We start from the raw sequence: 22,036 nt of genomic DNA on the forward strand, positions 1-22,036 counted from the left end.
AATCGGACACCTCGTGCTGGCGCACCGTGATTGAGTAAGGCGCATGAGCCCCTCCTCACGCCCTTCCCGCGACCACGACGGCCCCTTCCGCGTCGGCCTGATCGGCTACGGTCTGGCCGGAGCCGCCTTCCACGCCCCGGTGATCGCCAGCACCCCCGGGCTCCGGCTGGACGCGGTGGTCACCGCCAACCCCGACCGCCGCGCCCAGCTGCGCACGGACCACCCCGGCGCCCGTGCCGTGGACACCCCGGAGCAGTTGCTGGCCGACCGGGACGCGCTCGACCTGATCGTGATCGCCTCGCCCAACCGCACCCACGTCCCGCTCGCCCGGGCCGCGCTGCGCGCCGGGCTGGCCACCGTGGTCGACAAGCCACTGGCCGCCACCGCCGCCGACGCGCGGGAGCTCTGCACGCTGGCGCGGTCGCAGGGCGTCCTGCTCACCGTCTTCCAGAACCGGCGCTGGGACGGCGACTTCCTCACCGCCGCCCGGCTGGTCCGCGAGGGCGCGCTGGGCCGGGTGCACCGCTTCGAGTCCAGGTTCGAGCGGTTCCGCCCCAAGCCCAAGGCGGGCTGGCGCGAGCTGGCCGACCCGGCCGAGGGCGGCGGCACGCTGTACGACCTGGGCAGCCACCTGGTCGACCAGGCGCTCACCCTGTTCGGCCCGGTCGAGACGGTCTACGCCGAGATCGACACCCGCCGGGACGGCGCGGTGGTCGACGACGACGCCTTCCTCGCCCTCACCCACGCCAGCGGCACCCGCTCCCACCTGTGGACCAGCGCCATCACCCCGCTCGTCGGGCCCCGGCTGCGGGTGCTCGGCGACACCGCCGGATACGTGAAGTTCGGCATGGACCCGCAGGAGGAGGACCTCCGCGCCGGTCAGCGCCCGGACGGCACCGGCCGCGCCGGGGCACCGTGGGGCGCCGACCAGCCCTCCCGGTACGGCACCGTCGGCACCGACGAGGACGCGACCACCGTCCCGACCGACCTGGGCGACTACCCCGCCTTCTACGCGGGCGTCGCCGCCGCCCTGGCCGACCCGGGCACTCCGCCGCCGGTCGACCCGCTCGACGCCGTGGCCACCCTGACCGTCCTGGAGGCCGCCCGCACCTCGGCCGCCACCGGCACGACCGTCCGGCTCGGCTGACCCGTTCCGGGGGCGCGGCGCGGGCGGTCAGAGCCGGTCGGACCCGGCCGGAGCCGGCCGGACTGAGCCGGATCCGGTCAGATCCCGATGACCTCGACGGCCGCGCCGAGGCCCCGGAAGTCCGCCACGTTCCGCGTGTACAGCGGCAGCCCGTGCGCGGAGGCGACGGCCGCGATCATCAGGTCGATCCGGCGCGGACGCGGCTGGCGCCCGGCGGCGATGGTCAGCGTGACCAGCGTCCCGTACCGGGCGGCGGCGGCCGCGTCGAAGGGCAGCGGGTCGAAGTCGGCCATCGCCGCGCCCAGCACCTCCAGCCGCGACGCCCGGCTGACCGCGTCCCGGGCCATCGAGACGCCCTGCTGGAGCTCGGCGAAGGTGATCGCGGTCAGCTCCGGCACGGCCGGCAGCTCGGCCGGGTTGAGCAGCGCCAGGTCGATGTAGACGCAGGTGTCCAGCACCCCGGCCGGGCGGCGCCGGGGCGCCCTGCGCCGCTCAGCCACGCCGCCGCTCGAAGGGGTCGTCGCCGTCGTCCCCCACCAGCTCCTCGGGGCCGAAGTACTCCTCGGCCTCCTTGCGCATCTGCTGGTAGTCCACCCTCGGCAGCTTCACGTGCCGCGCCACCAGTTCCTCGGCCGTGAGCCGCCGCCGCTCCGCGACCGGCCGCAGCTCCGCGACCTCGACCCCGTTCCTGGTGATGTGGAAGGTCTCGCCCGCCTCCACCGCGTCCATCACCGCGGCGGAGTTGTTCCGGAACTCCCGCTGGGTAATCGTCTTCATCCTTCCAAGGTAGCCCCGGGTAGCACCGCTGGCTACGGTGCGCGGGAGCGCCGGGGCCGCCCGCCGTGAGCGCGCGCTCCCCCGGGAGCGCCGGGCGTCGTACCATCGTCGACAACGCCCGGACTCGGTACCGCCGAGCACGGCGCGTCCGTCGGCACACCAGTCGGTTCATCAGCCCGTACGCCCGGCACTCGGTGCCCGGCACTCGGCACTCGGCACTCGGCACTCGGCAGGAGAGGAGCTCACCGTGGGATTCGTCGCGATGCTCCTCGGCCTGCTCCGGGTGCTGACCGGGGAGGTGCTCACCGACGGTGGGACGCTGACCTCGGTGGCCGCCACCGCGGCCGTGGTGCTGCTGGCCGGCGCCGTCGCGGGCACGCTGGCCGCGGCCCGGTTGCTGGGCGCGCGGGCGCCGGCCGCCGTCCGGGACGGGACGCTGCGGCGCCGGGCGCTCCGGACGGCCTTCCTCCCGCAGCGCGATCCCGACGCCCGGGGCAGGCGACGCCCCAGGGCCCCGGGCGCGGCCCCGGCGGCCGCGTAACCACCCCTTTCTCCACCGCCGTCCACGCGGCCGCCCTCCGCCGATCACTCATGTCCTGAGACGCTGAGACCCCGGAGGGCTCGCTCCACCATGTCCGTTTTCGCAGTGCTCGACCCGGCCGTCGGCCTGGCCCACGACGTCGTCGCCTCCCTCGCCCAGCTGGTGCCCACCGCGCTGGCGATCGTCCTGTTCACCGTCTGCGTCCGGCTCGCCCTGCACCCGCTGGCGCGGGCGGCCGCGCGCGGCGAGAAGTCGCGGGCCCGGCTCGCGCCGAAGGTCGCCGAGCTGAACCGCAAGCACAAGGGCAAGCCGGAGAAGCTCCAGGCCGCGCTCGCCGAGCTGTACCGGGAGGAGAAGGCCTCGCCGTTCGCCGGGTGCCTGCCGATGCTGATCCAGATCCCGTTCTTCTCGGTGATGTACCGGCTGTTCACCACCCCGAACGACCTGCTCGGCCACACCCTCTTCGGCGTCCCGCTCGGCCTGCACGCGGGCAGCGCGCAGAGCGCCGCGCAGTGGGTGGTGTTCGGCGCGCTGTACGCGGGACTGGCCGCCGTGGGGTACGTCAACTTCCGCCGGGCCCGCCGTGCGCAGGCGGCCGCTCCGAAGCAGCCGGCGCAGCCGGGACAGCCCGGGCAGGCCGGACTGATGGCGGTCATGCCGTACCTGTCGTTCGGCACCGTGCTGTTCGCGGCGCTGGTGCCGCTGGCCGCCGCGCTCTACCTGCTGACCACGTCCGCCTGGTCGGCCGCCGAACGCGGCTGGCTGCACCGGGGCGGGACGGCTCCGGTGCCGGCGGTGGCGCTGATCTGACCGGCGCGCGGCGCACGGTCCGGCGGCGGGTGGGGCCCCGCCGCCGGGGCGGGTCAGGCGCGCAGCAGGTTGCCGATCACCGCGCGGGCGATCGTCGCCGGGTCCTCCCCGGCGCGGTCGGGCAGGCTCCCGCTGTTCCACAGCTGGGCGAAGCCGTGGACGATCGACCAGGCCGCCAGTTTGAGTTCGCGCTCCCGCGCGTGCTGCGGGGCGGACGCCGCGAGCGCGTCGGCGAGGGCCTCGTCGGCGCGGGCCCGGGCGGCGGACAGGTGCGGGTCGTCCGGGTGGTGGAGGCCGGGCTCGAACATGACCGTGAAGTGGGCGCGGTGCCCGACGGCGAACCGGACGTAGGCGATCCCCGCCCCGGCCAGGTCCGGCCCGGCAGCGCGTACCGCGTCGGCGAGGAGTTCGTACCCCTGGGCGGCGAGTGCGGTGAGCAGTCCCGCCTTGTCGCCGAAGTGGTGGGCGGGCGCGGCGTGGGAGACGCCGGCCCGGCGGGCCAGCTCGCGCAGGCTCAGCGCGGCGGGCCCGCTCTGTTCGATGGCCGTGGCGGCGGCGGCGAGCAGGGCATTCCTCAGGTCACCGTGGTGATAGGGCTGGGCAGACATGCCCCGATCATAACTTTCCATTGACAAGATGGCGCGGCCGCACCTAACTTGATGGTGTCAAGATGCCCTGCACGCAGGGCACCACCCGCACCTTCGGAGGCCGAGATGGCACCCCTGATCGCTCTTGTCGCCGGATTCCTGGCCGCCCGCCTGGCCGGACTGGCCGGTGTGGACGTGCTCGACGGCTGGCACCCCGCCCTGCGGGTCGGACTGGCCGCGATGTTCCTGCTCACCGCGTCCGCGCACTTCCTCCCGCGCCTGCGGAGCGGACTCGTCGCCATGGTCCCGCCGGGCCTGCCCCGGCCGGAGCTGCTGATCACGCTGACCGGCCTGCTGGAGCTGGCCGGCGCCGTCCTGGTCCTCATCCCGGCGACCACCAGGTTGGCGTCCGCGGGTCTGATCCTCATGATGATCGCGATGTTCCCGGCGAACGTCTCGGCCGCCCGCCGCCGACTCCCCGGCGTCACCCCGATCGGCCCCCGCACCGCTCTCCAGGTGCTGTTCGTCGCGGCCGCCGCACTGACCTTCGCGGGCTGACCCCGCACCCTCGCGCCTCCGCGCCGGCCCGGCGACGCCACTCGGAGACCCGCCCCGGACCGTGGCCACGGCAGGCCGTAGCCTTTGATCGTTTCTGAGTCCGGCCGGACAAGGTGGAGGAATTCGTGAAGGTCGCAGCCCCGACGTTGGCCGAGATGCGGGAGGTCTGCCAGCCGCAGGCCAAGATGCAGAGCCGCAACGGTGAGCACTGGGCGGGCCGCCTCTACATGCGCCGGATCTCGCTGCGGACGACGCGGCGACTGGTGCGGACGTCCGTCTCGCCGAACACCCTGACCTGGGTGATGGTGGTCTGCGGCGTCGGCGCCGGGGCCGCCCTGGTGATCCCCGGGCTGACGGGCGCCGTCCTGGCCGCCCTGCTGTTCCAGGGGTTCCTGCTGTTCGACTGCGTCGACGGCGAGGTGGCCCGCTGGAAGCGGCAGTTCAGCACGGCGGGTGTGTACGTCGACCGGCTCGGCGCCTACCTGGCCGATGCCGCGCTGATGATCGGTGCGGGCATCCGGGCCGCCCGGGGCGGGTCCGACCTGTGGATCTCGGTCGGCCTGGCGACGGCGCTGGGCGTCGTCCTGCTGAAGGCCTCCACCGACCTGGTCGACGTGGCCCGGGCCCGCAGCGGGCTGGCGCCCGCCGACGAGGAGTCGACCCAGCCGCGCTCGCAGGGCATCGCCACCGCGCGACGGTTCGCCTCCATCTTCAAGATCCACCGGGTGACCAACGGCATCGAGGCCTCGCTGGTGCTGTTGGCCACGGCGGTGGCGGACGCGGCGGTCGGAAACCTCGGGCCGACCCGGGTCGCGCTGGCCGCGATCGCGGTGATCACCTGGGGGATGGTCGTCGCCCACCTGGCGTCGATCCTCTCCTCGTCGCGCCTGCGCTGACCGGCCGCCGGGCCGCCCCGGCGCGGTCGGCGGCGTCGCGGCGCAGGGCGTCGCTCCTCGCCTGACAGACCGCGCCGACGACGGCGGACAGGACGATCAGGCTCAGGAGTCCGAGCACGGCGGACTCGTCGAGATGGCGCCGAGGGGCCTGCCGCAGCGCCAGCCCAGCCGCCAGGCGAGGCCGTGCATGAGGTCCTCGGCCTGCCGGGTGGTGAGACGGAAGACGAGCTGCTCATCGGGATCCGCACCGACGGGGTCGTCGACGGCCAGCCGGAGCTGGACGGCGGCGTCCGGAGAGGGTTCGACGGCGAGGTAGGGGACGGTGGTGGTGCCGGCCTCGTGAGGCCGCGGGGGAACGGGCAGGTGGATGACGTTCACGCGACGGCGTCCAGCTCGAACCAGACGGCCTTGCCGCGCTTGCAGGGCTCGGCGCCCCACCGGTGGGTGAGGCCCTCGATGAGCTGGAGGCCGCGCCCGCACTCGGCGAGGTCGGAGGGGTGGCGCTGCTCCGGCAGCTCGCAGCTGTCGTCGTTCACGGAGACCCGGAGCGTGGTGTCGTTGATGAACACCAGGACGACCGGCGAGGACGTCCGGCCGTGCCGCCAGGCGTTCACGATGAGTTCGGCGAGCGCGAGTTCGGCGTCGGCGATGGCCTCGGCGTGCCAGCCGCTCCGCGCCATGGCGCTGCGGAGGCCCTCGCGGGCGAGGGTGAGGGAAGGGGAGTTGCGGTTACACACGGGGAATCTCCCTGCGGTGTAGGTGGGGCACACCGGTGAGGGTGTCGCCGTGAGCAAGTCCGCAGCGGCGCTGGAAGGACCACATACGGATGCTCTTCGGTGCCCGGGCAGCAGGTACCAACTGCCCTAGGGGTTGGCGTTACTGACAACCCGTTCGGTGAGCGGTGCATCACAGACTGTAGGGCATGCGAGGGACATGTACCACCCGGTCTAGTACATGTCCCTCTCTGCAACTGGACTCCCAGTACGGTCGCGATGGATGCTTGACCCCATGTCATCTCCCCCGACTGCACGACGGCAGCGCATCGGTTCCGAACTACGCAAGATGCGCGACGCTGCGGGTGTCACGACTGCTGAAGCCGCCGCAGTCCTCGGACTGGCCCGCACGAAGGTCACGCTCATCGAGCAGGGGAGCTACACAGTGACTCCCGAGCGAGTGATCGCCCTTGCCGACAGATACAAGGAATCCGACTCCGAGTACGTCAACGCTCTCGCCGAGATGGCGGGTGAGCGAGTCAAGGGCTGGTGGGAAGAGTATCGGGGAACCGTACCGGCAGGGTTTCTTGAAATCGCCGAGTTCGAGTTCCATGCCAAGGGCATGCACTCATACCAGATCTGCCATCCACCCGGCCCCATGCAAACCGAACGCTACAGCAGGGCTGTCTTCGTGGAGGCTCAGCCGCCACTTACGCCTCGAATCATCGAGACTCGCGTCGAGCATCGCATGAAGCGGTCCGAGATTCTCATGACGGGCGGCGCCGAGCCATACACGGCACTGGTTCACGAAGCGGCTCTTCGCATGCGCTTCGGGGGTCGCGAGGTCACTCGTGAGCAGCTGGACTGGATGCTTGAACTCTCACATCTTCCCCATGTGACTTTGCGCGTTGTGCCCTTCGAATCAGGAGGATTCGTAGGATCCGGCCAGGCGATCATCTATGCAAATGGTCCAGTGCCACGCCTTGATACGGTCCAGTACGACTCCGTGGATGGACCGATCTACCTCCACTCAACGGAGTACTTGGACAAGTACAGCGCGATCATAGCGAAGATGACCGATAGGTCTCTTTCCGCTGATGATTCACGTGACCTGATCTCAACCATCAAGAGGGAGATGTAGGCCAATGGAGAACCTTTCTTGGATGCGCCCTGCCGCGTGCGCCAACTCCAACAACTGCCCCGAGGTGGCCATCACCCCCGACACCGTCTACCTCCGCAGCAGCCTCCAGCCCTCCGCCGTCGCCCAACTCACCACCGATGAGTGGCGCGACCTCCTCGCCGGGATCCGCAACGGGGAGTTCGACGTCTGACACCCGGGCTCGCCCCGGGCTCCCTCCCTCTCCACCGGGCCCGGGGCGTAGTGTGCGAACGGTGATCGAACTGAGCTTCCGGGGGAAAGACCGGTATCGTCCGTCCTGGCTTCATCTCGGCGTCCTCTGCGTGGTGTTGGCCGTCGAGGGAGTCTTCGCCGCCTACCGTCTCGGCCCGGCGGGCTTCGGCTGGGTGCTCGGCGGGACCCTGGTGCTGGTAGGCCTCGCCACCTCCGTCGTGCTCCGGTCCTGGACCACCGTGGACGCCTCCGGCATCACCATCTGCTGGGGCCTCGGTCGCGGCCGCACCTATCCCTGGCACGAGATCCGCTGGATCGACATCCGCGAGACCGACAACCAGTACGGGTACTCGCTCGTGCCCCGGATCCACCTCACGAACGGCCGGCGCCGCTCACTGCCCGGGCTCCAGCACAGCGACATCTACCCGTCCCCCGACTTCCAGGTGGACTTCCAGCGCATCCTCAACTGGTGGGAGCTGAGCACGGATCCGAGCATCCGTGTCCAGCCGTCGAAGCAACTCCGCGACCGGGTGGGCCCCATGGCGGTCGGGATGATCGCCGCGCTCCTCATCGCGGTCGTCGTCGGAATCGTCTTCGTCATGAAGAACTGACCCGGCTCCGAACCGACCCACGCTCCGAACCGACCCACACTCCGAACCAGTAAGGACCCTCGCATGACCAGCCCGCAGGACGTGGTCGAGCAGCAGCTCACCGCCTACAACAACCACGACATCGACGCCTTCGTCGCCACCTACGCCGAGGACGTCCTCGTTCTGCGGCGGGACGGCAGCCGACTGGAAGGCCGTCAGGCCCTGCGCGACACCTACACCCGGCAGTTCGCCGCGGGCCGCTGCCGGGCGGAGATCGTAGGACGGCTCACCGAGGGCGACTGGGTGGTCGACCACGAAGTCGCCCACGGCCTGTCCGACGAACCGGTCCGCGTCCTGGTGGCCTACCGGGTCCGCGAAGGCCTCATCGACCGCGTCGAGTTCCTCGGCTGAGCCCACGCACCCTGCCCGCGCACCCTGCCCGCCCCGCCCTGCTCGACCGCCCTCACCCGTCACCCCGCCGACAGCAGGGCGGTGAGCACCTCCTCCGGGTCAGGGCCGTGCACCGTCAGCGCCTCCGCGCGGACGGCGGCGAGGTCCAGGGCGTCCAGCACGGCCTTCACCGTGACGATCGAGTTGTCGCCGGGTATGGACAGCGCCAGCGCCTCCTCGTCCGGCGCCGCGTAGTCGAAGAGCTCCGCCGCTGCCCGGAGTTCGGCCCGGCCGGCGAAGCTCAGCCGCAGGTGACTGCCCGGGACGAACCGCTTCAGCTCGGCCGCCGTGCCCTCGGCCACGATCCGGCCGCCGTTGAGCACGGCCGTCCGGTCGGCGACCCGATCCGCCTCCTCCAGGTGCCGCGTGGTGAGCAGGACGGTGAGGCCGTGCTCGGTGGCGAGGCCCCGGACCGCCTCCCCCAGCGCCCGCCGGCCCGCCGCGTCGAGGCCGGCGGTCGGCTCGTCTAGCAGGACGACCCGAGGCTCCCCGACCAGCGCCATCGCCAGATCCAATGTGCGCAGCACGCCGATTGGGAGACCGGCGGCCGGTCGGTGCGCCACCTCCCGCAGCCCGAAGCGCCGCAGCAGCTCCGCCACCCGCCTGCGCCCCTCCCGACGGCCCAGGTGGTGGAGGTCCGCCATCAGGAGCAGGTTCTCCTCGGCGGTGAGCAGCTTGTCCACCGCCGAGACCTGGCCGACGACACCGATCGCCCGCCGGACCTCACCCGCGCCCCGAGCTCTTCCCACGCCCCGGACCTCACCCGCACCCGCACTCCGCGCCCCGCCCCCTCGCAGGGCCCGGCCCGCTTGCGGGGCCCTGCCCCCTTGCGGAACCCTGCCCGCCCGCTGCACCAGCTCGTGCCCGGCTATCCGCACCACCCCGCCGTCGGCCGGGACAAGCGTGGAGAGGATCCGCACGACGGTGCTCTTCCCGGCTCCCCTCGCCCCGAGGAGTGCGAACACCGTGCCCTCGGGGACCGTCAGGTCGATGCCGTCCAGCACCACTCTCCCCCCGTAGGACTTGGTCAGTCCGGCCACGGAGACCGCCGCCGTGATCGGGGCGGCGGGGACCGGCCTCAGGGTCATGGCTCACGCCTCCTTCGCTACCGGGTACGCCGGGCCGTGACCGGGTGGTCAGGCGCGCCGGATCACGATGTCACCGAGCTGCGTCCGCCCCCGGATCTCGACCCGCTCCGTCGCCTCGCCGGGGCCCGCCGCGGCGCCGAGCGAGTTGCGGAGGCTGCCGAGCTTGGTGTGGACGTCGAGCCAGGCGGCCGTGCCCTCGCGAATGCCGACCTCCAGCTCGCCGATGGCGCTCTGCAGGACGACCCGCCCGCGGACCACCTCACCGATCCGGACGGCGCCCTGGGCCGTCTTGATGTCCACGTCCCCGAGGGCCGCGCCGACCTGGATCTGGCCGTTGGAGGAGTTGACCTTGAGGTCCCCGCCGGCCTCGCCGATCACCGTCTCGCCGTTGAGGTTCTTCACCGTCACCGTGCCCGCCACGGTGCCGATCTCGACCCGGCCGGAGCCGTTGACCTCGGCGTCCCCGTCGGCCCGCCGCAGCCGGACGTCCCCGTGGTCCGTCCGCAGGTGGACGGAGTCCGCGTGCTCGACCTGGATCCGGCCGACCGACGTCCGCACCCGGCAGTCGCCCAGCAGCCCCTCGCAGAGGAAGTCCCCCATCGGGGCGTTGCCGTGGACCTCCGAGCCGGCCGGCAGCTCGACGGTGACGTCGACCGAGCCCGCCCGCCCGAAGAGCGAGCGCTTCTTCGGGCCCTTCACCACCAGGGCGCCGCCCGCGTAACTGACCCTGGTCTGCTCCGCGGCCTTGACGTCCGCCTCGACCGCCGGGTCCGCCGGCCGGACCTCGACCACGGTGTCCGTGCGCTTGCCCGCGGCGATCCGGACGGACGCGATGTCGAACTCGATGGTCGCGCTGATCGGGCCGGGAGTGTCGAAAGAAGGCATGGCTGTCCCGTTCTCTTGGCTCTGATGGATGAACCCGCCGGTCGGACGGGGTGGAAGGAGAAGGAGTGGGAAGCGCGGGACCTAGTGGACCCAGCCGGTGAACCCCTGCCCGGTCGGTGACACCGTCCGCCCGACGGCCCGGACGGGCTCGCCCGGCTCCAGGGCGGCGGCGACGGCGCGCACCAGCCAGGCGTTGGCCGAGAGGCCCTCCTGACCGGCCGCCTCCTCGACCCTGGTCTTGAGGTGGGCGGGCAGACGGAAGTTGATCCGGGCGGTGTTGCCGTCCTCCCCTTCCGGCCCCACCGGTGCCACCGGCGGCGCCACCGGTGCCGGTGACCGCTCACCGGCGTCGTGGAACACCTCCGGCGACGGTGGCGCCATCACCACGAACTCCGGATCCAGCCCCCGGAGCCGGACGTCCACCGAGCCGGGCGCGAGATCACGGGTGACCTCGCCCATCGCGGCGGAGAGGGCGTTGAGAAGGGTGAGCCGCACGGCCGACTCCAGCGGAAGAGTCAGGCGCTCGGCCAGGGCACGGGCTTCGTCCCCGCCCGCACTCGCTGCGACCGCGAGCTCGTTCCGGAGGTTGTCGACGTACGGCGAGAGGTCCATGACCCAAGGATGGCACACCGATGGCGCCACACCAAGCCCTTTTGGCGCCACAACCCGAAAGAGTGGCGCCACACGTCGGCCCGGGCCCCGCCGCCGGACGCACCGCGGGCCGGTACCGTCCAGGACGGCACCGGCCCGCAGGCATTCCAGGGGAAGGTCAGACCGTGCCCCACCCGGCCAGGTGGGCGTCGATCTCGCCGACGATCCGGGCCTTGCCGGCCGGGTCCAGGAAGGAGGCCTCGACCGCGTTGCGCGCCAGCGCGGCGACGCCCGCCTCGTCCAGGTCCAGCAGCCGGGCCGCGACCGCGTACTCGGTGTTGAGGTCGGTGCCGAACATCGGCGGGTCGTCGCTGTTGACGGTGACCAGCAGGCCCGCGTCGACCATCTGCCGGATCGGGTGCTCCTCGATCCGCTCGACCGCGCGGGTCGCGATGTTCGAGGTCGGGCAGACCTCCAGGGCGATCCGGTGCTCGCCGAGGTGGTCCATCAGGGCCGGGTCCCGCACGGCCTGGGTGCCGTGGCCGATGCGCTCGGCGCCGAGCAGCCGCAGGGCGTCCCAGACCGTCTCGGGGCCGGTGGTCTCGCCCGCGTGCGGGACGCTGCGCAGACCGACCGCCCGCGCCCGGTCGAAGTACGGCTTGAACTGCGGGCGCGGCACGCCGATCTCCGGGCCGCCCAGGCCGAAGCTGACCAGGCCCTCGGGGGCGAGGTCGACGGCGAGCCGGGCGGTCTCCTCGGCGGCGGCCAGACCGGCCTCGCCGGGGATGTCGAAGCACCAGCGGAGCACGACGCCGAGGTCCTTCTCGGCCCGCACCCGGGCGTCCTCAATGGCCTCCATGAAGGCGACGTCGGGGATGCCCCGGCTGACCGAGGAGTACGGCGTGATGGTCAGCTCCGCGTACCGGATGTTCTGCCGGGCCATGTCCTCGGCGACGCCGTAGGTCAGCGCGCGGACGTCCTCGGCGTCGCGGATCAGGTCGACGACGCTGAGGTAGACCTCGATGAAGTGGGCGAAGTCGGTGAAGGTGAAGTACTCGGCGAGGGCGGCCGGGTCGACCGGCACCTTCGACCGGCCGCGGTGGCGCGCGGCCAGCTCGGCGACCACCCGCGGCGAGGCCGAGCCCACGTGGTGGACGTGCAGCTCCGCCTTGGGCATCCCGGCGATGAACGCCTCGATGCCCCGGTTCGCGGTGGGGTTTCCGATCCGACTTCCGTCCGGCTGGACCACGGTGGTGCCCTTCTTCTCTACGCGCGTATCAAGCTGTGTCCGCAAGGATAAGCACAGGTGGCTCACCCTCCGAGGGCAACCGCCACGGTGTGGATGAGCAGTCCCGCCAGCGCTCCGACCACGGTCCCGTTGATCCGGATGAACTGCAGGTCACGGCCGACGTTGGCCTCGATCTTGCGGGACGCGTCGTCCGCGTCCCAGCCGGCCACGGTCTCGGAGATCAGCGAGGTGATCTCCGCACGGTAGGTGTCGACGAGGTACTGGGCGGCGTCCTGGAGCCAGCCGTCCACCTTGGCCTGGAGCTTCGGCTCGGTCGCCAGGCGCGCGCCGAAGTCGCGCACGCCGTCACGGATGCGCCGGCGCAGCTCGCTGTCCTCGTCCTCGGCCGCGGTCAGCACCAGGGCGCGGACGGCGGCCCAGGTGGAGGCGATGAGCTCCTGCACCTCGGGGCGGACCAGCAGGTCGGCCTTGGCCCGCTCGACCCGGGCGATGGTCTCCCGGTCGCTCTGCAGTTCGGTGGCGAAGTCGGCGAGGAAGTTGTCGACGGCGCCGCGCGCGGCGTGGTGCGGGTCGTCCCGGATGTCGGTGACGAACCGCATCAGCTCCTTGTAGACCCGCTCGCCGACCTGGTGGTCGAGGAACCTCGGCGTCCAGCCCGGGGTCTTCTGGGTGACCCGCTGGACCACCTCCTCGTGGTTCTCGGTCAGCCAGTCGTGCACCCGGACGGCGATCAGGTCGACCACGCCGTGGTGGCCGCCGTCGGCGACCACCCTGCCGAGCATCCGGCCCATCGGCTCGGCGACCGAGGTGGCGGCGGCCCGCCTGGTCACCGCCTCGCCGACGACCGCCTGGACGTCGTCGTCGCGCAGCACCGCGAGGACGCCGCGCAGCGCGGCCGACGCCTCCTTGGTGACCCGCTCGGCGCTGCCGGGCGCGGCCAGCCACTCCCCCAGCCGGCGGGCGATGCCGAGCGCGGCGAGCCGGCCGCGCACCACCTGGCCGGAGAGGAAGTTGTCGCCGACGAAGTCGCCGAGCGACTTGCCGAAGGCGTCCTTCTTGGTCGGGATGATCGCGGTGTGCGGGATCGGCAGGCCGAACGGACGGCGGAAGAGCGCGGTCACCGCGAACCAGTCGGCGAGCGCGCCGACCATGCCCGCCTCGGCGGCGGCGGCCAGGTAGCCCGCCCAGGCGCCGGCACCGGCCGCCTTCGCCCAGGTGGCCAGGGCGAAGACCAGGGTCGCGAAGGCCAGCAGGCCGGTCGCGATGGTCTTCATCCGGCGGACGCCGCGTCTCTTCTCCTCGTCGGCCGCGGTGAACCGGACCCCGGGCCCGGTCCCGCTGAAGGCATCGTCACTCACCCCGCCAGTCTGCCCGTTGCCGGCGCATGCGGAGGGCGCGCCCCACAAAGACGCGCCCCCGCCGTGGGAACGCCGTGCGCCCGGCCCGGCCACCGGACCGGACGCTCGCCCGCCGCGCCGGGGCCGGTCAGCCGATCGCGACCTCCGCGTACATCCGGGCGATCACGTCCTCGATGGCCGGCTCGCGGACCGACAGGTCGACCATCGGGTACCGGTCGGCGACCGCGGCGACGATCGGGGCGGCGCTCTGCTGGGCCGGGAAGGCCAGCCACTGCCGCGGCCCGTCGACCTTCACCACCCGGGCGCCGGGCACCTCGATCGGCGGCCGCGCCTCGGCGAGGTCGACGACCAGGGTCCGCTCGCTGTCGCCCGCCGCGTGCAGCCCCTCCAGGCCGCCGTCGTAGACGACCCGGCCGTGGTCGATCACCATGACCCGGCCGCAGAGCTGCTCGATGTCGGTGAGGTCGTGGGTGGTGAGCAGCACGGTGGTGCCCTCGTCGCGGTTGACCTCGCGCAGGAAGTCGCGCACCCGGCCCTTGCTCACCACGTCCAGCCCGATGGTGGGCTCGTCCAGGTAGAGCACCTGCGGGTCGTGCAGCAGCGCCGCCGCCAGGTCCCCGCGCATCCGCTGGCCGAGCGAGAGCTGGCGCACCGGGGTGTCCAGCAGGGCGCCGAGGTCGAGCAGTTCGACGCAGCGTCGGAGGTTGGCCCGGTATCGGTGCTCGGGGATGCGGTAGATCCGGCGGGCCAGCTCGTAGGAGTCCCGGAGCGGGAGGTCCCACCAGAGCGTGGTGCGCTGCCCGAAGACGACGCCGATCCGGCGGGCCAGCGCGACGCGCTCCCGGGCCGGGTCGACGCCGGCGACGCGCAGCCGGCCGCCGGAGGGCACCAGGATGCCGGTGAGCATCTTGATGGTGGTGGACTTGCCCGCGCCGTTCGGGCCGATGTAGCCGACGCATTCGCCGGCCTCCACCGTGAAGCTCAGCCCGTCCACCGCGCGGACCTCGCGCTTCTCGCGCTTCAGCCGGCCGGCCTTGGCGCGGACGGTGAAGGTGCGGCGGACGTCGTCGAGTTCGATCAGTGCCATGGGAGTCCTGCTTTCGGAGGGGGTTCGGGGCCGGGTCAGCTGCCGGTGCCGCGGTAGGCCCGCAGCCCGGCGCGCCAGGCCAGCCCGGCCGCCACCAGTGCGAGGACGGCGGCGATCGGCGAGGCGTACTGGAAGGCGGTCGGCAGGCCGAGCGGGTCGGGCCGGTCGAGGATCCGCAGCGCGGGCAGCCAGTTGACGAAGGCCAGCGGGACGCCGAACACGGTGCCCGCCACCAGCTCCTTGGCGAAGACGGTCGGCGGGTAGTGCAGCACGGTGGCGCCGCCGTAGGTGAAGGCGTTCTGGATCTCCTTGGCCTCGCCCCACCAGAACTGGAGGGTGGCGAAGCCCACGAACACCGCGGCGAAGATCGCCGTGCCGCAGACCAGCAGGGACGGGACGAGCAGCACCCGGTCCCAGGTCCAGTCGACGTCCAGGGCGGCCAGCGACCAGGCCAGCACCCCGACCGCCTGCACCGGCCGGCCGATCCGGCGCAGCGAGAAGCGCTCGGCGCAGACCTGGGCCAGCGCCGGGGCGGGCCGGATCAGCATGGTGTCCAGCGTGCCCGCCCGGATCCGCTGGCCCAGGCCGTCGACGCTGCCGACCAGCAGGTTGGCCATGCCGAGCGCGAAGCCCGAGGTGCCGTAGAGGAAGCCGAGCTCGGGCAGGGTCCAGCCGCCGAGCCGGTCGGTGTGCCGGAACATCAGGATCACCACGACGAAGTCGAGGAAGGTGATCACCAGGTTGGCGGCGAGCATCAGCACGAAGGACGCCCGGTAGGACATCGTCGCCCTGGTCCACATCGCGGCGGTGAGCCACCAGGCGCGCAGCGCCCAGCGGGTCCGGGCGAGCAGGCCCCGCTCGGTCGGGAGCGGACCGGTGGGGAGCGGGTCGTTCGGGAGCGGGTCGCCTCCGGCGGGCGGGGCCGCGGCGCGGGCGAGGGTCGGCTCAGCCACCCTGGACCACCACCTTGCGGGTCGCGAGCAGCTGGACGCCCCGGCCGAGGAGGACCAGCCCGAGGCCCCAGACGAGTTGGAAGCCGAGCGCCCCGAGCAGCGCGGCCCCGGTCGAGCGCTCCAGGAAGACGTCGGTCGGCACCTGGATCAGCGCGGCCCACGGCAGCACCGGCGCGATCTCGCCGAGCAGGCCGGGGAAGAGCGCCAGCGGCAGCAGCATCCCGGAGAAGAACATCGACACCACCAGCATCACCGAGCGCACCCCCTCCGAGTCGTGCAGCCAGAAGCCGGTGAGCGAGACGAGGAAGCGCAGCCCGAAGCTGACCACCACCGCGAGCAGCACCGACAGCAGGAAGTACAGCCAGGTCAGCGGGTGTTCGGGCAGCCGGACCCGGAAGACCAGCGCCCCCGCCAGCATCGGCAGGGTGCCGCGGGCGAGCAGGTGGTAGCCGGCCCGGCCGAGGTCGGTGGCCAGCCACCAGCCCTGGAAGTCCACCGGGCGGTAGAGGTCGATGGCGATGTCGCCGCTGCGGAACCGGTCCTGGACGTCGTCCTGGAAGCCGCCGCCCCAGACCGCGACGGTGACCAGCAGCGCCTGGCTGACCCAGATGTAGGTGACGGCGGCGCTCTGGTCGTAGCCGCCGAGACCGGGCCGGGCCTGCCAAAGGGCGACGAAGGTGTAGGCGAGGATGAAGCCGAAGACGGTGTTGGTGAAGGCCCCGGCCAGGGTGGCGGCCCGGTAGGTGGCGTAGCGGCGGAAGGCTCCGCGGGCGATGGCGAGGTAGAGCGCCACCGCGGCGCCCGGGCCGCCGGCGGCGCCCGCGGGATGTGGAGCACCACGGGGACCGGGATCGGGAGGGTGTCGGAACCGCGACTCGGCGGGAAGAGCGTTCGACATATTGTCTCCTTATCGACAAATAGGAGCGGGCAGGTGTCCCCGGGGACACCGGCGCACGCGGACCGGCCCCGACCGGCCCCACCCGGGGGGGGGTGCCGGGTCAGGCGGGCGGAGCTGCCCGAACTGGGTGCGCTATGTGGTTCGCACCTTTCACCGTACCTCCGGCGATCTTCCCGCGCACCCGGTTATTCCAACGCCTGATCACGGGTCAAATAGCACATAATCGCGGCATGACCTTGAGGGCAGACCACAGCACCCGGCGCAGCGCCAGACGGGCCGCCCGCCGCGAAGCCCGCCGCGCCAAGCCGCTGTGGCGCCGGCTCCTGCCCACCTGGCGGGTCACCCTCGGCGCGCTCACCGCGACCCTGCTGCTCGCCGTCGGCTCCTTCGCCGTGCTCTACCTCATCGTCCCCGTGCCCGACGCCAACGCCCACGCCGTCGCCCAGAACAACATCTACCTCTACGCCGACGGCACCACCGAGATCGCCCGCACCGGCGCCGTGAACCGCACCGACGTCGCGATCGACCAGATCCCGCTCGACACCCGGCACGCCGTCGTCTCCGCCGAGGACCGCACCTTCTACCGCAACGGCGGCATCGACCTGAAGGGCATGGTCCGGGCCGGCTGGAACACCCTCACCGGACGCGGCACCCAGGGCGGCTCCACCATCACCCAGCAGTACGTCAAGAACTACTACCTGACGCAGGACCAGACCATCGAACGCAAGGGCCGCGAACTCTTCATCGCGCTCAAGGTCGACCAGCAGCGCAGCAAGGACCAGATCCTCACCGGGTACCTCAACAGCAGCTACTTCGGCCGGGGCGCCTACGGCATCCAGAGCGCCGCCCACGCCTACTACGGCACCGACGTCTCCCGCCTCACCCTCCCCCAGGGCGCCTACCTCGCCGCGCTGCTCCAGGCCCCCAGCGCCTACGACGTCAAGACCGCCACCCCCGCCAACCGCGAGAAGGCCGTCGCCCGCTGGAACTACACCCTCGACGGCATGGTCCAACTCGGCTTCCTCAGCCCGGCCGACCGCGCCGCCACCACCTTCCCCGACCCGATCGACCCCCAGCCCGCCACCGGGCTCAAGGGCCAGTCCGGCTACCTGGTCGGCGTCGCCGACGACTACCTCGTCTCCGCCGGCATCATCGACGCCGCCACCCTCAAGTCCGGCGGCTGGCGCATCACCACCACCTTCGACAAGCCCCGCCAGGACGCCTTCGTCCAGGCCGTCCAGCAGGAACTCACCGCCGAACTCGACCCCGGGGCCCGGCCCGCCACCGACACCGACGTCCGGGTCGCCGGCGCCTCCGTCGAACCCGCCACCGGCCGGGTCGTCGCCGTCTACGGCGGCCCCGACTACGCCAAGCAGCCCTACAACGACGTCCTGCGCCAGGACAACCAGATCGGCTCCACCTTCAAGGCCTTCGACCTCGCCGCCGGCCTCACCTCCGGCCGCAGCAGCGGCGACGGCCGCCCGATCACCACCGAGACCCGCTACGACGGCACCAGCGAACGCCCCGTCACCGGCGGCCCCACCCCGTACGCCCCGCCCAACGAGGACGGCATCGACTACGGCAGCATCACCCTGCGCTACGCGATGGTGAAATCCGTCAACTCGGTGTACGCCCAGGAGGGCGTCGACGCCGGACTCGCCCACGTCCGCGACACCGCCGTCCGGCTCGGCATCCCCGACAACGTCCCCGGCATGGACCCGGCCAACACCTCGATGACGCTCGGCACCGCCACCCCCAGCGCCCTCAACCTGGCCGGCGCCTACGCCGGCCTCGCCAACCACGGCCAGACGTACGCCCCCTGGTCGGTCGGCAAACTCGAACGCGTCAACTCCGGCGGCGCCATCGACGTCCCCAAGATGCCTGAACACGTCCCCACCAACGCCCTCGACCGGGGCGCCGCCGACGCCGTCACCGACGTCCTGCGCGACGTCGTCAGCACCCGCGGCACCGGCGCCGCCGCCCTCGACCTCGGCCGCCCCGCCGCCGGCAAGACCGGCACCACCGACTCCAACCTCTCCGCCTGGTTCGCCGGCTTCACCCCCGAACTCGCCACCACCGTCGGCCTGTTCCGGGAGAACCCGAAGACCCACGCCAAGGAGCCGCTGTCCGGCACCGCCGGCTACGAACGGATCAACGGCGGCGCCTTCCCCACCCGGATCTGGACGGCCTACATGGCCGACGCCCTCGACGGCACCGACGTCCAGCGCTTCGACCTCCAGACCGGCCGCGGCAGCACCCAGACCGGCGGGCCGACCGGCAGCGGCTCCCCCTCCCCGTCGCCGTCGCCCAGCGCCACGGCCACCGCCACCACCGCGCCGACGCACACCCCGACGCCGTCCGCCCCCGCCCCGCCCAGCCCCAGCGGCCGGCCCACCGAGACGGCGCCGGCGCCCAGCCCCGAGGCCCCCGCCCCGACCGGCACCCCGGAACAGCCGCCCGCGCCCACCAACCGACCCACCGCGCCGCCGCGGCCGACGCACACGCCGACCGCGCCCCCGAGCACCCCGCCCCCGGCCGGCGACACCAGCACCCCGCCGACCCGCCCGGCCACCGCCCAGCCCCCCGCACCGGCCGACGGACACCCCGCCGGACAGGCCCCTTAGCGCCCGGAGCCCAGAGCCCTCTATCGGCGCCCGCAGGACCTCAGCACCTCAGGACACCAGCTCCCGCTCCAGCGGCGTCCGGAACCGCGGCGTCACCCGCACCTGGCCCAACCAGCCCGCCAACCGCGCCGCCTCCACCTCGACCGCCGCCCGCGCCTCGGCCCCGGCATCCGCCAGGAACCGCCACACCAGCTCACCGCCGGGGCGCTGCGCCCAGCCGCCGACCACCCGGCCGCACCACCAGAGCGTCGGCCCCGCGTTGCCCGCCCGGTCGAACAGCGCCGGCACGTCCTCGGGCCGCAGGTACCAGTCCCGCCCGCGCCAGCCCATCACCGTCGGATCCAGCGCCGGCAGCAGCGCCGCCCACGGCTCCGGCTCCGCCACCGGCCCGTCGTCCCCCGGCAGCACCAGGCCCGCCACCGCGCCGGCCAGCGCCACCTCCACCGCGCCGACGTCCCCCAGCGCCCTGCGGGTGTCCCCCAGCGTCCAGCCCGTCCACCACTTCACGTCCTCGACCGTCGCCGGACCGTACGCCGCCAGCCAGCGCCGGACCACCTCGGCCTTCGCCTCCCGCACCGGCACGTCCGGCCACTGCGGCACCGGCGCCCACGGATAGCTGCTGCTCAGCCACGAACCGCGCGGCCGGGCGCGCCGCACGTGCCCGTCCGAGGCCAGCAGCCGCAGCAGCCGGCTGCCCACGCTCTGCCGGGCCTCGTACGGCTTGCCCTGCGCCATCAGCATCGTCTCGCGCAACGCCGGTACGTCCTCGGCGAGTTCGGACGTCGTCGCCTCGCCCCGCACGGCCAGCGCCGCCAGCACGGCCCGCTCCGTCGCGGCCAGCCGCGGCTCGTCCCACCCCTCGGCGAACTCCCGCAGGTGCTTCACCAGCGTGGCCCGCTCCTTGACCGCGATCGCCCGCGCCGCCGCGGAGCTGACGTACGGGGCGAACTCCTCCGTCACCGCGAAGAGGGTGCGCCGCATCGACAGCAGCTTCACCAGCGAGACGTCCTCGTACAGCGCCCGCTCGACCTCCGCCGCCGACGGCTCGGCCAGCCGCGCGCAGGCCGACAGGTAGACCGTCGCCGCGTCCGTGGCGTGCAGCCCGACGACCGCGTCCGCCGCCTCCTCCACCCGCGCCGCCCGCTCGGCCCGCGCCAGCAGGTGCCGCCGCCCGACCCGGGCCCGGCGCTGGTCGTCACCGATCGAAGGTACCCCGCCCGAAGGCACACCGCTGCTCATGCCCGGACCCTACTGCCGGCCCCCGACAACCGCCCGGACACGACGTTGCGGGCCGCCGCGCCCTCGGCGCGCCGACCCGCCAGGAAAGCCCTCACGGGGCGCCCGCCCGGACCCTCAGAGGTACAGCCCGGTCGAGCCCTCCGCGTCGCCGAAGCGCATCGCGGCCACCGCGTGCAGGTCACGCTCGCGCAGCAGCACGTAGGTGGCGCCGCGGACCTCGACCTCCAGCTTGTCCTCCGGGTCGTACAGCACGCGGTCACCGGGCTCCACCGAGCGGACGCTCTGGCCCACCGCGACGGCCTCGGCCCAGGTGCACCGCTTGCTGAGCTCCGCGGTGGCCGGGATGAGGATGCCGCCGGTCGAGCGGCGCTCGCCCTCGCTGCCCTCGGTCTTCACCAGGACGCGGTCGTGCAGCATCTTGATCGGCAGCTTCTCGCCCAGCCGGTCGTGGCGCGGCGGGTCCTGCTCGGGGGAGGTGGTCCGCCGGTTCGGTTCGTCGTTCGTACTCACGACCCCGAAGGTACCGCTCCGCGGCGCCCCGCGTGACCCCGGACCGGCATCCGGCGGGCCGGGTGCGGTGGCACCCGGCCCGGCAGGACCCCGCCGCTCAGCCCTTGCGGCGCTTGCGGGCCGAGGCGACCAGCAGCACCAGGCCCACGCCGACCAGCGCGGCGGGCACGATCCGCTCCTTGCGCGGCTGCCCCTTCTCGTCCACGAACTGCGCCCTCGCCTGCTCGACCAGCCCGCTGGCCGCCACGTACACCCGGCCGGCCTTCTCCTCCACGGAGGCCACGGCCTTCGCCTTGACCTGGGCCGTGATGGTGCTCGGGTGGACGCGCATGGCGAGCTCGTCCAGGGTCGCGGCCAGCTGGGTGCGGGTGCGGGTGATGTCCGCCTCGATCTGAGCCGTCGTCCGCGCCGACTTGTCCTTCGTGCTCGCCTCGCCCACTCGGGCCACCCCAATTCACTGATGTTGTCCTGTGCGACTGACCCAGTTTGTCAGCTGCCGCCCCGGCCCGCGCGGCCCCACCCACCATCGGAGGTAAGTTGACCGTGGTACGACCACCCGTCCACGCACCAGGAGAGTCCCCCGTGAGTGAGCGTCTCCAGCCCGGCGACACCGCACCCGCCTTCAGCCTGTCCGACGCCGACGGCAACCAGGTGTCCCTCGCCGGCCACCTCGGCCGGAAGGTGATCGTCTACTTCTACCCCGCCGCGCTCACCCCCGGCTGCACGAAGCAGGCCTGCGACTTCACCGACAACCTGGAGGTCTTCGCGGGCGCCGGGTACGACGTCATCGGCATCTCGCCGGACAAGCCGGAGAAGCTGGGCAAGTTCCGCGAGGCCGAGGACCTCAAGGTCACCCTGCTCTCCGACCCGGAGAAGAAGGTGCTGGAGGCCTACGGCGCGTTCGGCGAGAAGAAGCTGTACGGCAAGACCGTCACCGGGGTGATCCGCTCCACCGTGATCGTCGACGAGCACGGCAAGGTCGAGCACGCCCTGTACAACGTCAAGGCCACCGGCCACGTCGCCAAGCTGCTGCGCGACCTCAAGGTCGAGGCGGCCTGACAGCCGCCCCCGCGGGGGCGGAAACGAAGCGGTGGCGGCGCACCCCCCGACCGGGTGCACCGCCACCGCGTCTCT

General features: G+C 72.9%; 27 protein-coding genes. 11 read left to right on the plus strand and 16 right to left on the minus strand.

Annotation, left to right across the window (positions count from 1 at the left end; all coding sequences use genetic code 11):
• The first annotated feature begins 43 nt into the window (after positions 1-43).
• Positions 44-1,147, plus strand: a complete 1,104-nt coding sequence (locus ACZ4UX_RS21540) for a Gfo/Idh/MocA family protein (RefSeq protein ID WP_465707840.1) — start codon at positions 44-46, stop codon at positions 1,145-1,147.
• 77 nt (positions 1,148-1,224) lie between these two features.
• On the opposite strand, the gene ACZ4UX_RS21545 is transcribed toward ACZ4UX_RS21540, so the two are convergent.
• Positions 1,225-1,647, minus strand: coding sequence for a type II toxin-antitoxin system VapC family toxin (locus tag ACZ4UX_RS21545; RefSeq protein ID WP_329487797.1), 423 nt, complete (start codon positions 1,645-1,647; stop codon positions 1,225-1,227).
• Positions 1,640-1,924 (minus strand): type II toxin-antitoxin system Phd/YefM family antitoxin, encoded by a 285-nt coding sequence (locus tag ACZ4UX_RS21550; protein ID WP_329487798.1) that lies wholly within the window; start codon positions 1,922-1,924, stop codon positions 1,640-1,642. The genes ACZ4UX_RS21545 and ACZ4UX_RS21550 overlap by 8 nt, the downstream gene beginning before the upstream one ends.
• Before the next feature lie 247 nt (positions 1,925-2,171).
• Between ACZ4UX_RS21550 and ACZ4UX_RS21555 the strand changes: the two genes are divergently transcribed.
• Positions 2,172-2,465, plus strand: a complete 294-nt coding sequence (locus ACZ4UX_RS21555) for a DUF6412 domain-containing protein (protein ID WP_465707841.1) — start codon at positions 2,172-2,174, stop codon at positions 2,463-2,465.
• 90 nt (positions 2,466-2,555) lie between these two features.
• Positions 2,556-3,275 carry a YidC/Oxa1 family membrane protein insertase gene (locus tag ACZ4UX_RS21560; protein WP_329487800.1) on the plus strand — a complete coding sequence of 240 codons (720 nt, stop codon included), beginning with the start codon at positions 2,556-2,558 and terminating at the stop codon, positions 3,273-3,275.
• 53 nt (positions 3,276-3,328) lie between these two features.
• Here the strand turns inward: ACZ4UX_RS21560 and ACZ4UX_RS21565 are convergent, their stop codons facing one another.
• On the minus strand, positions 3,329-3,883 hold the full coding sequence (locus ACZ4UX_RS21565) for a TetR/AcrR family transcriptional regulator (RefSeq protein WP_465707842.1): 555 nt from the start codon (positions 3,881-3,883) through the stop codon (positions 3,329-3,331).
• 105 nt (positions 3,884-3,988) lie between these two features.
• Between ACZ4UX_RS21565 and ACZ4UX_RS21570 the strand changes: the two genes are divergently transcribed.
• Both ACZ4UX_RS21570 and ACZ4UX_RS21575 read left to right on the plus strand, forming a co-directional pair.
• The gene (locus tag ACZ4UX_RS21570; protein WP_465707843.1) at positions 3,989-4,420 is read left to right on the plus strand and encodes a DoxX family protein; all 432 of its coding nucleotides are present in this window, start codon (positions 3,989-3,991) and stop codon (positions 4,418-4,420) included.
• Positions 4,421-4,575: 155 nt separating this feature from the next.
• A complete protein-coding gene (locus ACZ4UX_RS21575; protein ID WP_465707902.1) occupies positions 4,576-5,316 on the plus strand; it encodes a CDP-alcohol phosphatidyltransferase family protein in 741 nt (246 codons plus the stop codon).
• Positions 5,317-5,418: 102 nt separating this feature from the next.
• Here the strand turns inward: ACZ4UX_RS21575 and ACZ4UX_RS21580 are convergent, their stop codons facing one another.
• Positions 5,419-5,694: a hypothetical protein gene (locus ACZ4UX_RS21580; RefSeq protein ID WP_465707844.1), complete on the minus strand. Its 276-nt coding sequence runs from the start codon at positions 5,692-5,694 to the stop codon at positions 5,419-5,421.
• Positions 5,691-6,053, minus strand: coding sequence for an ATP-binding protein (locus ACZ4UX_RS21585; protein WP_465707845.1), 363 nt, complete (start codon positions 6,051-6,053; stop codon positions 5,691-5,693). Before ACZ4UX_RS21585 ends, ACZ4UX_RS21580 begins: the two co-directional genes overlap by 4 nt.
• 259 nt (positions 6,054-6,312) lie before the next feature.
• Between ACZ4UX_RS21585 and ACZ4UX_RS21590 the strand changes: the two genes are divergently transcribed.
• From ACZ4UX_RS21590 to ACZ4UX_RS21605, 4 genes are all read left to right on the plus strand, one after another.
• The gene (locus tag ACZ4UX_RS21590) at positions 6,313-7,170 is read left to right on the plus strand and encodes a helix-turn-helix domain-containing protein (protein WP_465707846.1); all 858 of its coding nucleotides are present in this window, start codon (positions 6,313-6,315) and stop codon (positions 7,168-7,170) included.
• A gap of 4 nt (positions 7,171-7,174) precedes the next feature.
• Positions 7,175-7,360 (plus strand): DUF397 domain-containing protein, encoded by a 186-nt coding sequence (locus ACZ4UX_RS21595; RefSeq protein ID WP_380390190.1) that lies wholly within the window; start codon positions 7,175-7,177, stop codon positions 7,358-7,360.
• Positions 7,361-7,421: 61 nt separating this feature from the next.
• Positions 7,422-7,991, plus strand: a complete 570-nt coding sequence (locus ACZ4UX_RS21600) for a PH domain-containing protein (protein WP_465707847.1) — start codon at positions 7,422-7,424, stop codon at positions 7,989-7,991.
• A 63-nt stretch (positions 7,992-8,054) separates the two neighbouring features.
• Entirely contained in the window at positions 8,055-8,381 is a 327-nt protein-coding gene (locus ACZ4UX_RS21605) for a nuclear transport factor 2 family protein (protein ID WP_380390186.1), read from the plus strand.
• Between the two features lie 59 nt (positions 8,382-8,440).
• Here ACZ4UX_RS21605 and ACZ4UX_RS21610 read toward each other — a convergent pair whose 3' ends face one another.
• The 8 genes from ACZ4UX_RS21610 to ACZ4UX_RS21645 all read right to left on the minus strand — a co-directional run bounded on the left by ACZ4UX_RS21610 (position 8,441) and on the right by ACZ4UX_RS21645 (position 16,424).
• Entirely contained in the window at positions 8,441-9,508 is a 1,068-nt protein-coding gene (locus tag ACZ4UX_RS21610; protein ID WP_465707848.1) for an ABC transporter ATP-binding protein, read from the minus strand.
• A gap of 48 nt (positions 9,509-9,556) precedes the next feature.
• Positions 9,557-10,393 (minus strand): DUF4097 family beta strand repeat-containing protein, encoded by an 837-nt coding sequence (locus tag ACZ4UX_RS21615; RefSeq protein WP_465707849.1) that lies wholly within the window; start codon positions 10,391-10,393, stop codon positions 9,557-9,559.
• A gap of 81 nt (positions 10,394-10,474) precedes the next feature.
• Complete coding sequence (locus ACZ4UX_RS21620) at positions 10,475-11,005, minus strand: hypothetical protein (RefSeq protein ID WP_380390180.1); 531 nt, start codon at positions 11,003-11,005, stop codon at positions 10,475-10,477.
• A gap of 157 nt (positions 11,006-11,162) precedes the next feature.
• Positions 11,163-12,233 carry an adenosine deaminase gene (locus ACZ4UX_RS21625; RefSeq protein ID WP_329487812.1) on the minus strand — a complete coding sequence of 357 codons (1,071 nt, stop codon included), beginning with the start codon at positions 12,231-12,233 and terminating at the stop codon, positions 11,163-11,165.
• Between the two features lie 62 nt (positions 12,234-12,295).
• Positions 12,296-13,591: a DUF445 domain-containing protein gene (locus ACZ4UX_RS21630; protein ID WP_329487813.1), complete on the minus strand. Its 1,296-nt coding sequence runs from the start codon at positions 13,589-13,591 to the stop codon at positions 12,296-12,298.
• 127 nt (positions 13,592-13,718) lie between these two features.
• On the minus strand, positions 13,719-14,678 hold the full coding sequence (locus tag ACZ4UX_RS21635; protein WP_329487814.1) for an ABC transporter ATP-binding protein: 960 nt from the start codon (positions 14,676-14,678) through the stop codon (positions 13,719-13,721).
• Between the two features lie 35 nt (positions 14,679-14,713).
• Positions 14,714-15,631, minus strand: coding sequence for an ABC transporter permease (locus ACZ4UX_RS21640; protein WP_465707850.1), 918 nt, complete (start codon positions 15,629-15,631; stop codon positions 14,714-14,716).
• A complete protein-coding gene (locus tag ACZ4UX_RS21645) occupies positions 15,624-16,424 on the minus strand; it encodes an ABC transporter permease (RefSeq protein WP_329487815.1) in 801 nt (266 codons plus the stop codon). The genes ACZ4UX_RS21640 and ACZ4UX_RS21645 overlap by 8 nt, the downstream gene beginning before the upstream one ends.
• A gap of 335 nt (positions 16,425-16,759) precedes the next feature.
• Here ACZ4UX_RS21645 and ACZ4UX_RS21650 point away from each other — a divergent pair, with 335 nt between their 5' ends.
• On the plus strand, positions 16,760-19,153 hold the full coding sequence (locus tag ACZ4UX_RS21650) for a transglycosylase domain-containing protein (RefSeq protein ID WP_465707851.1): 2,394 nt from the start codon (positions 16,760-16,762) through the stop codon (positions 19,151-19,153).
• A gap of 48 nt (positions 19,154-19,201) precedes the next feature.
• On the opposite strand, the gene ACZ4UX_RS21655 is transcribed toward ACZ4UX_RS21650, so the two are convergent.
• From ACZ4UX_RS21655 to ACZ4UX_RS21665, 3 genes are all read right to left on the minus strand, one after another.
• On the minus strand, positions 19,202-20,392 hold the full coding sequence (locus tag ACZ4UX_RS21655) for a winged helix DNA-binding domain-containing protein (RefSeq protein WP_465707852.1): 1,191 nt from the start codon (positions 20,390-20,392) through the stop codon (positions 19,202-19,204).
• Between the two features lie 114 nt (positions 20,393-20,506).
• Entirely contained in the window at positions 20,507-20,809 is a 303-nt protein-coding gene (locus tag ACZ4UX_RS21660) for a GroES family chaperonin (protein WP_057237824.1), read from the minus strand.
• Positions 20,810-20,999: 190 nt separating this feature from the next.
• Positions 21,000-21,341, minus strand: coding sequence for a DUF3618 domain-containing protein (locus ACZ4UX_RS21665; protein WP_329487818.1), 342 nt, complete (start codon positions 21,339-21,341; stop codon positions 21,000-21,002).
• A 143-nt stretch (positions 21,342-21,484) separates the two neighbouring features.
• Here ACZ4UX_RS21665 and bcp point away from each other — a divergent pair, with 143 nt between their 5' ends.
• Positions 21,485-21,961, plus strand: coding sequence for a thioredoxin-dependent thiol peroxidase (bcp, locus tag ACZ4UX_RS21670; RefSeq protein WP_329487819.1), 477 nt, complete (start codon positions 21,485-21,487; stop codon positions 21,959-21,961).
• Positions 21,962-22,036: the final 75 nt, after the last annotated feature.

It is taken from the genome of Kitasatospora sp. NPDC028961 (assembly GCF_055564815.1).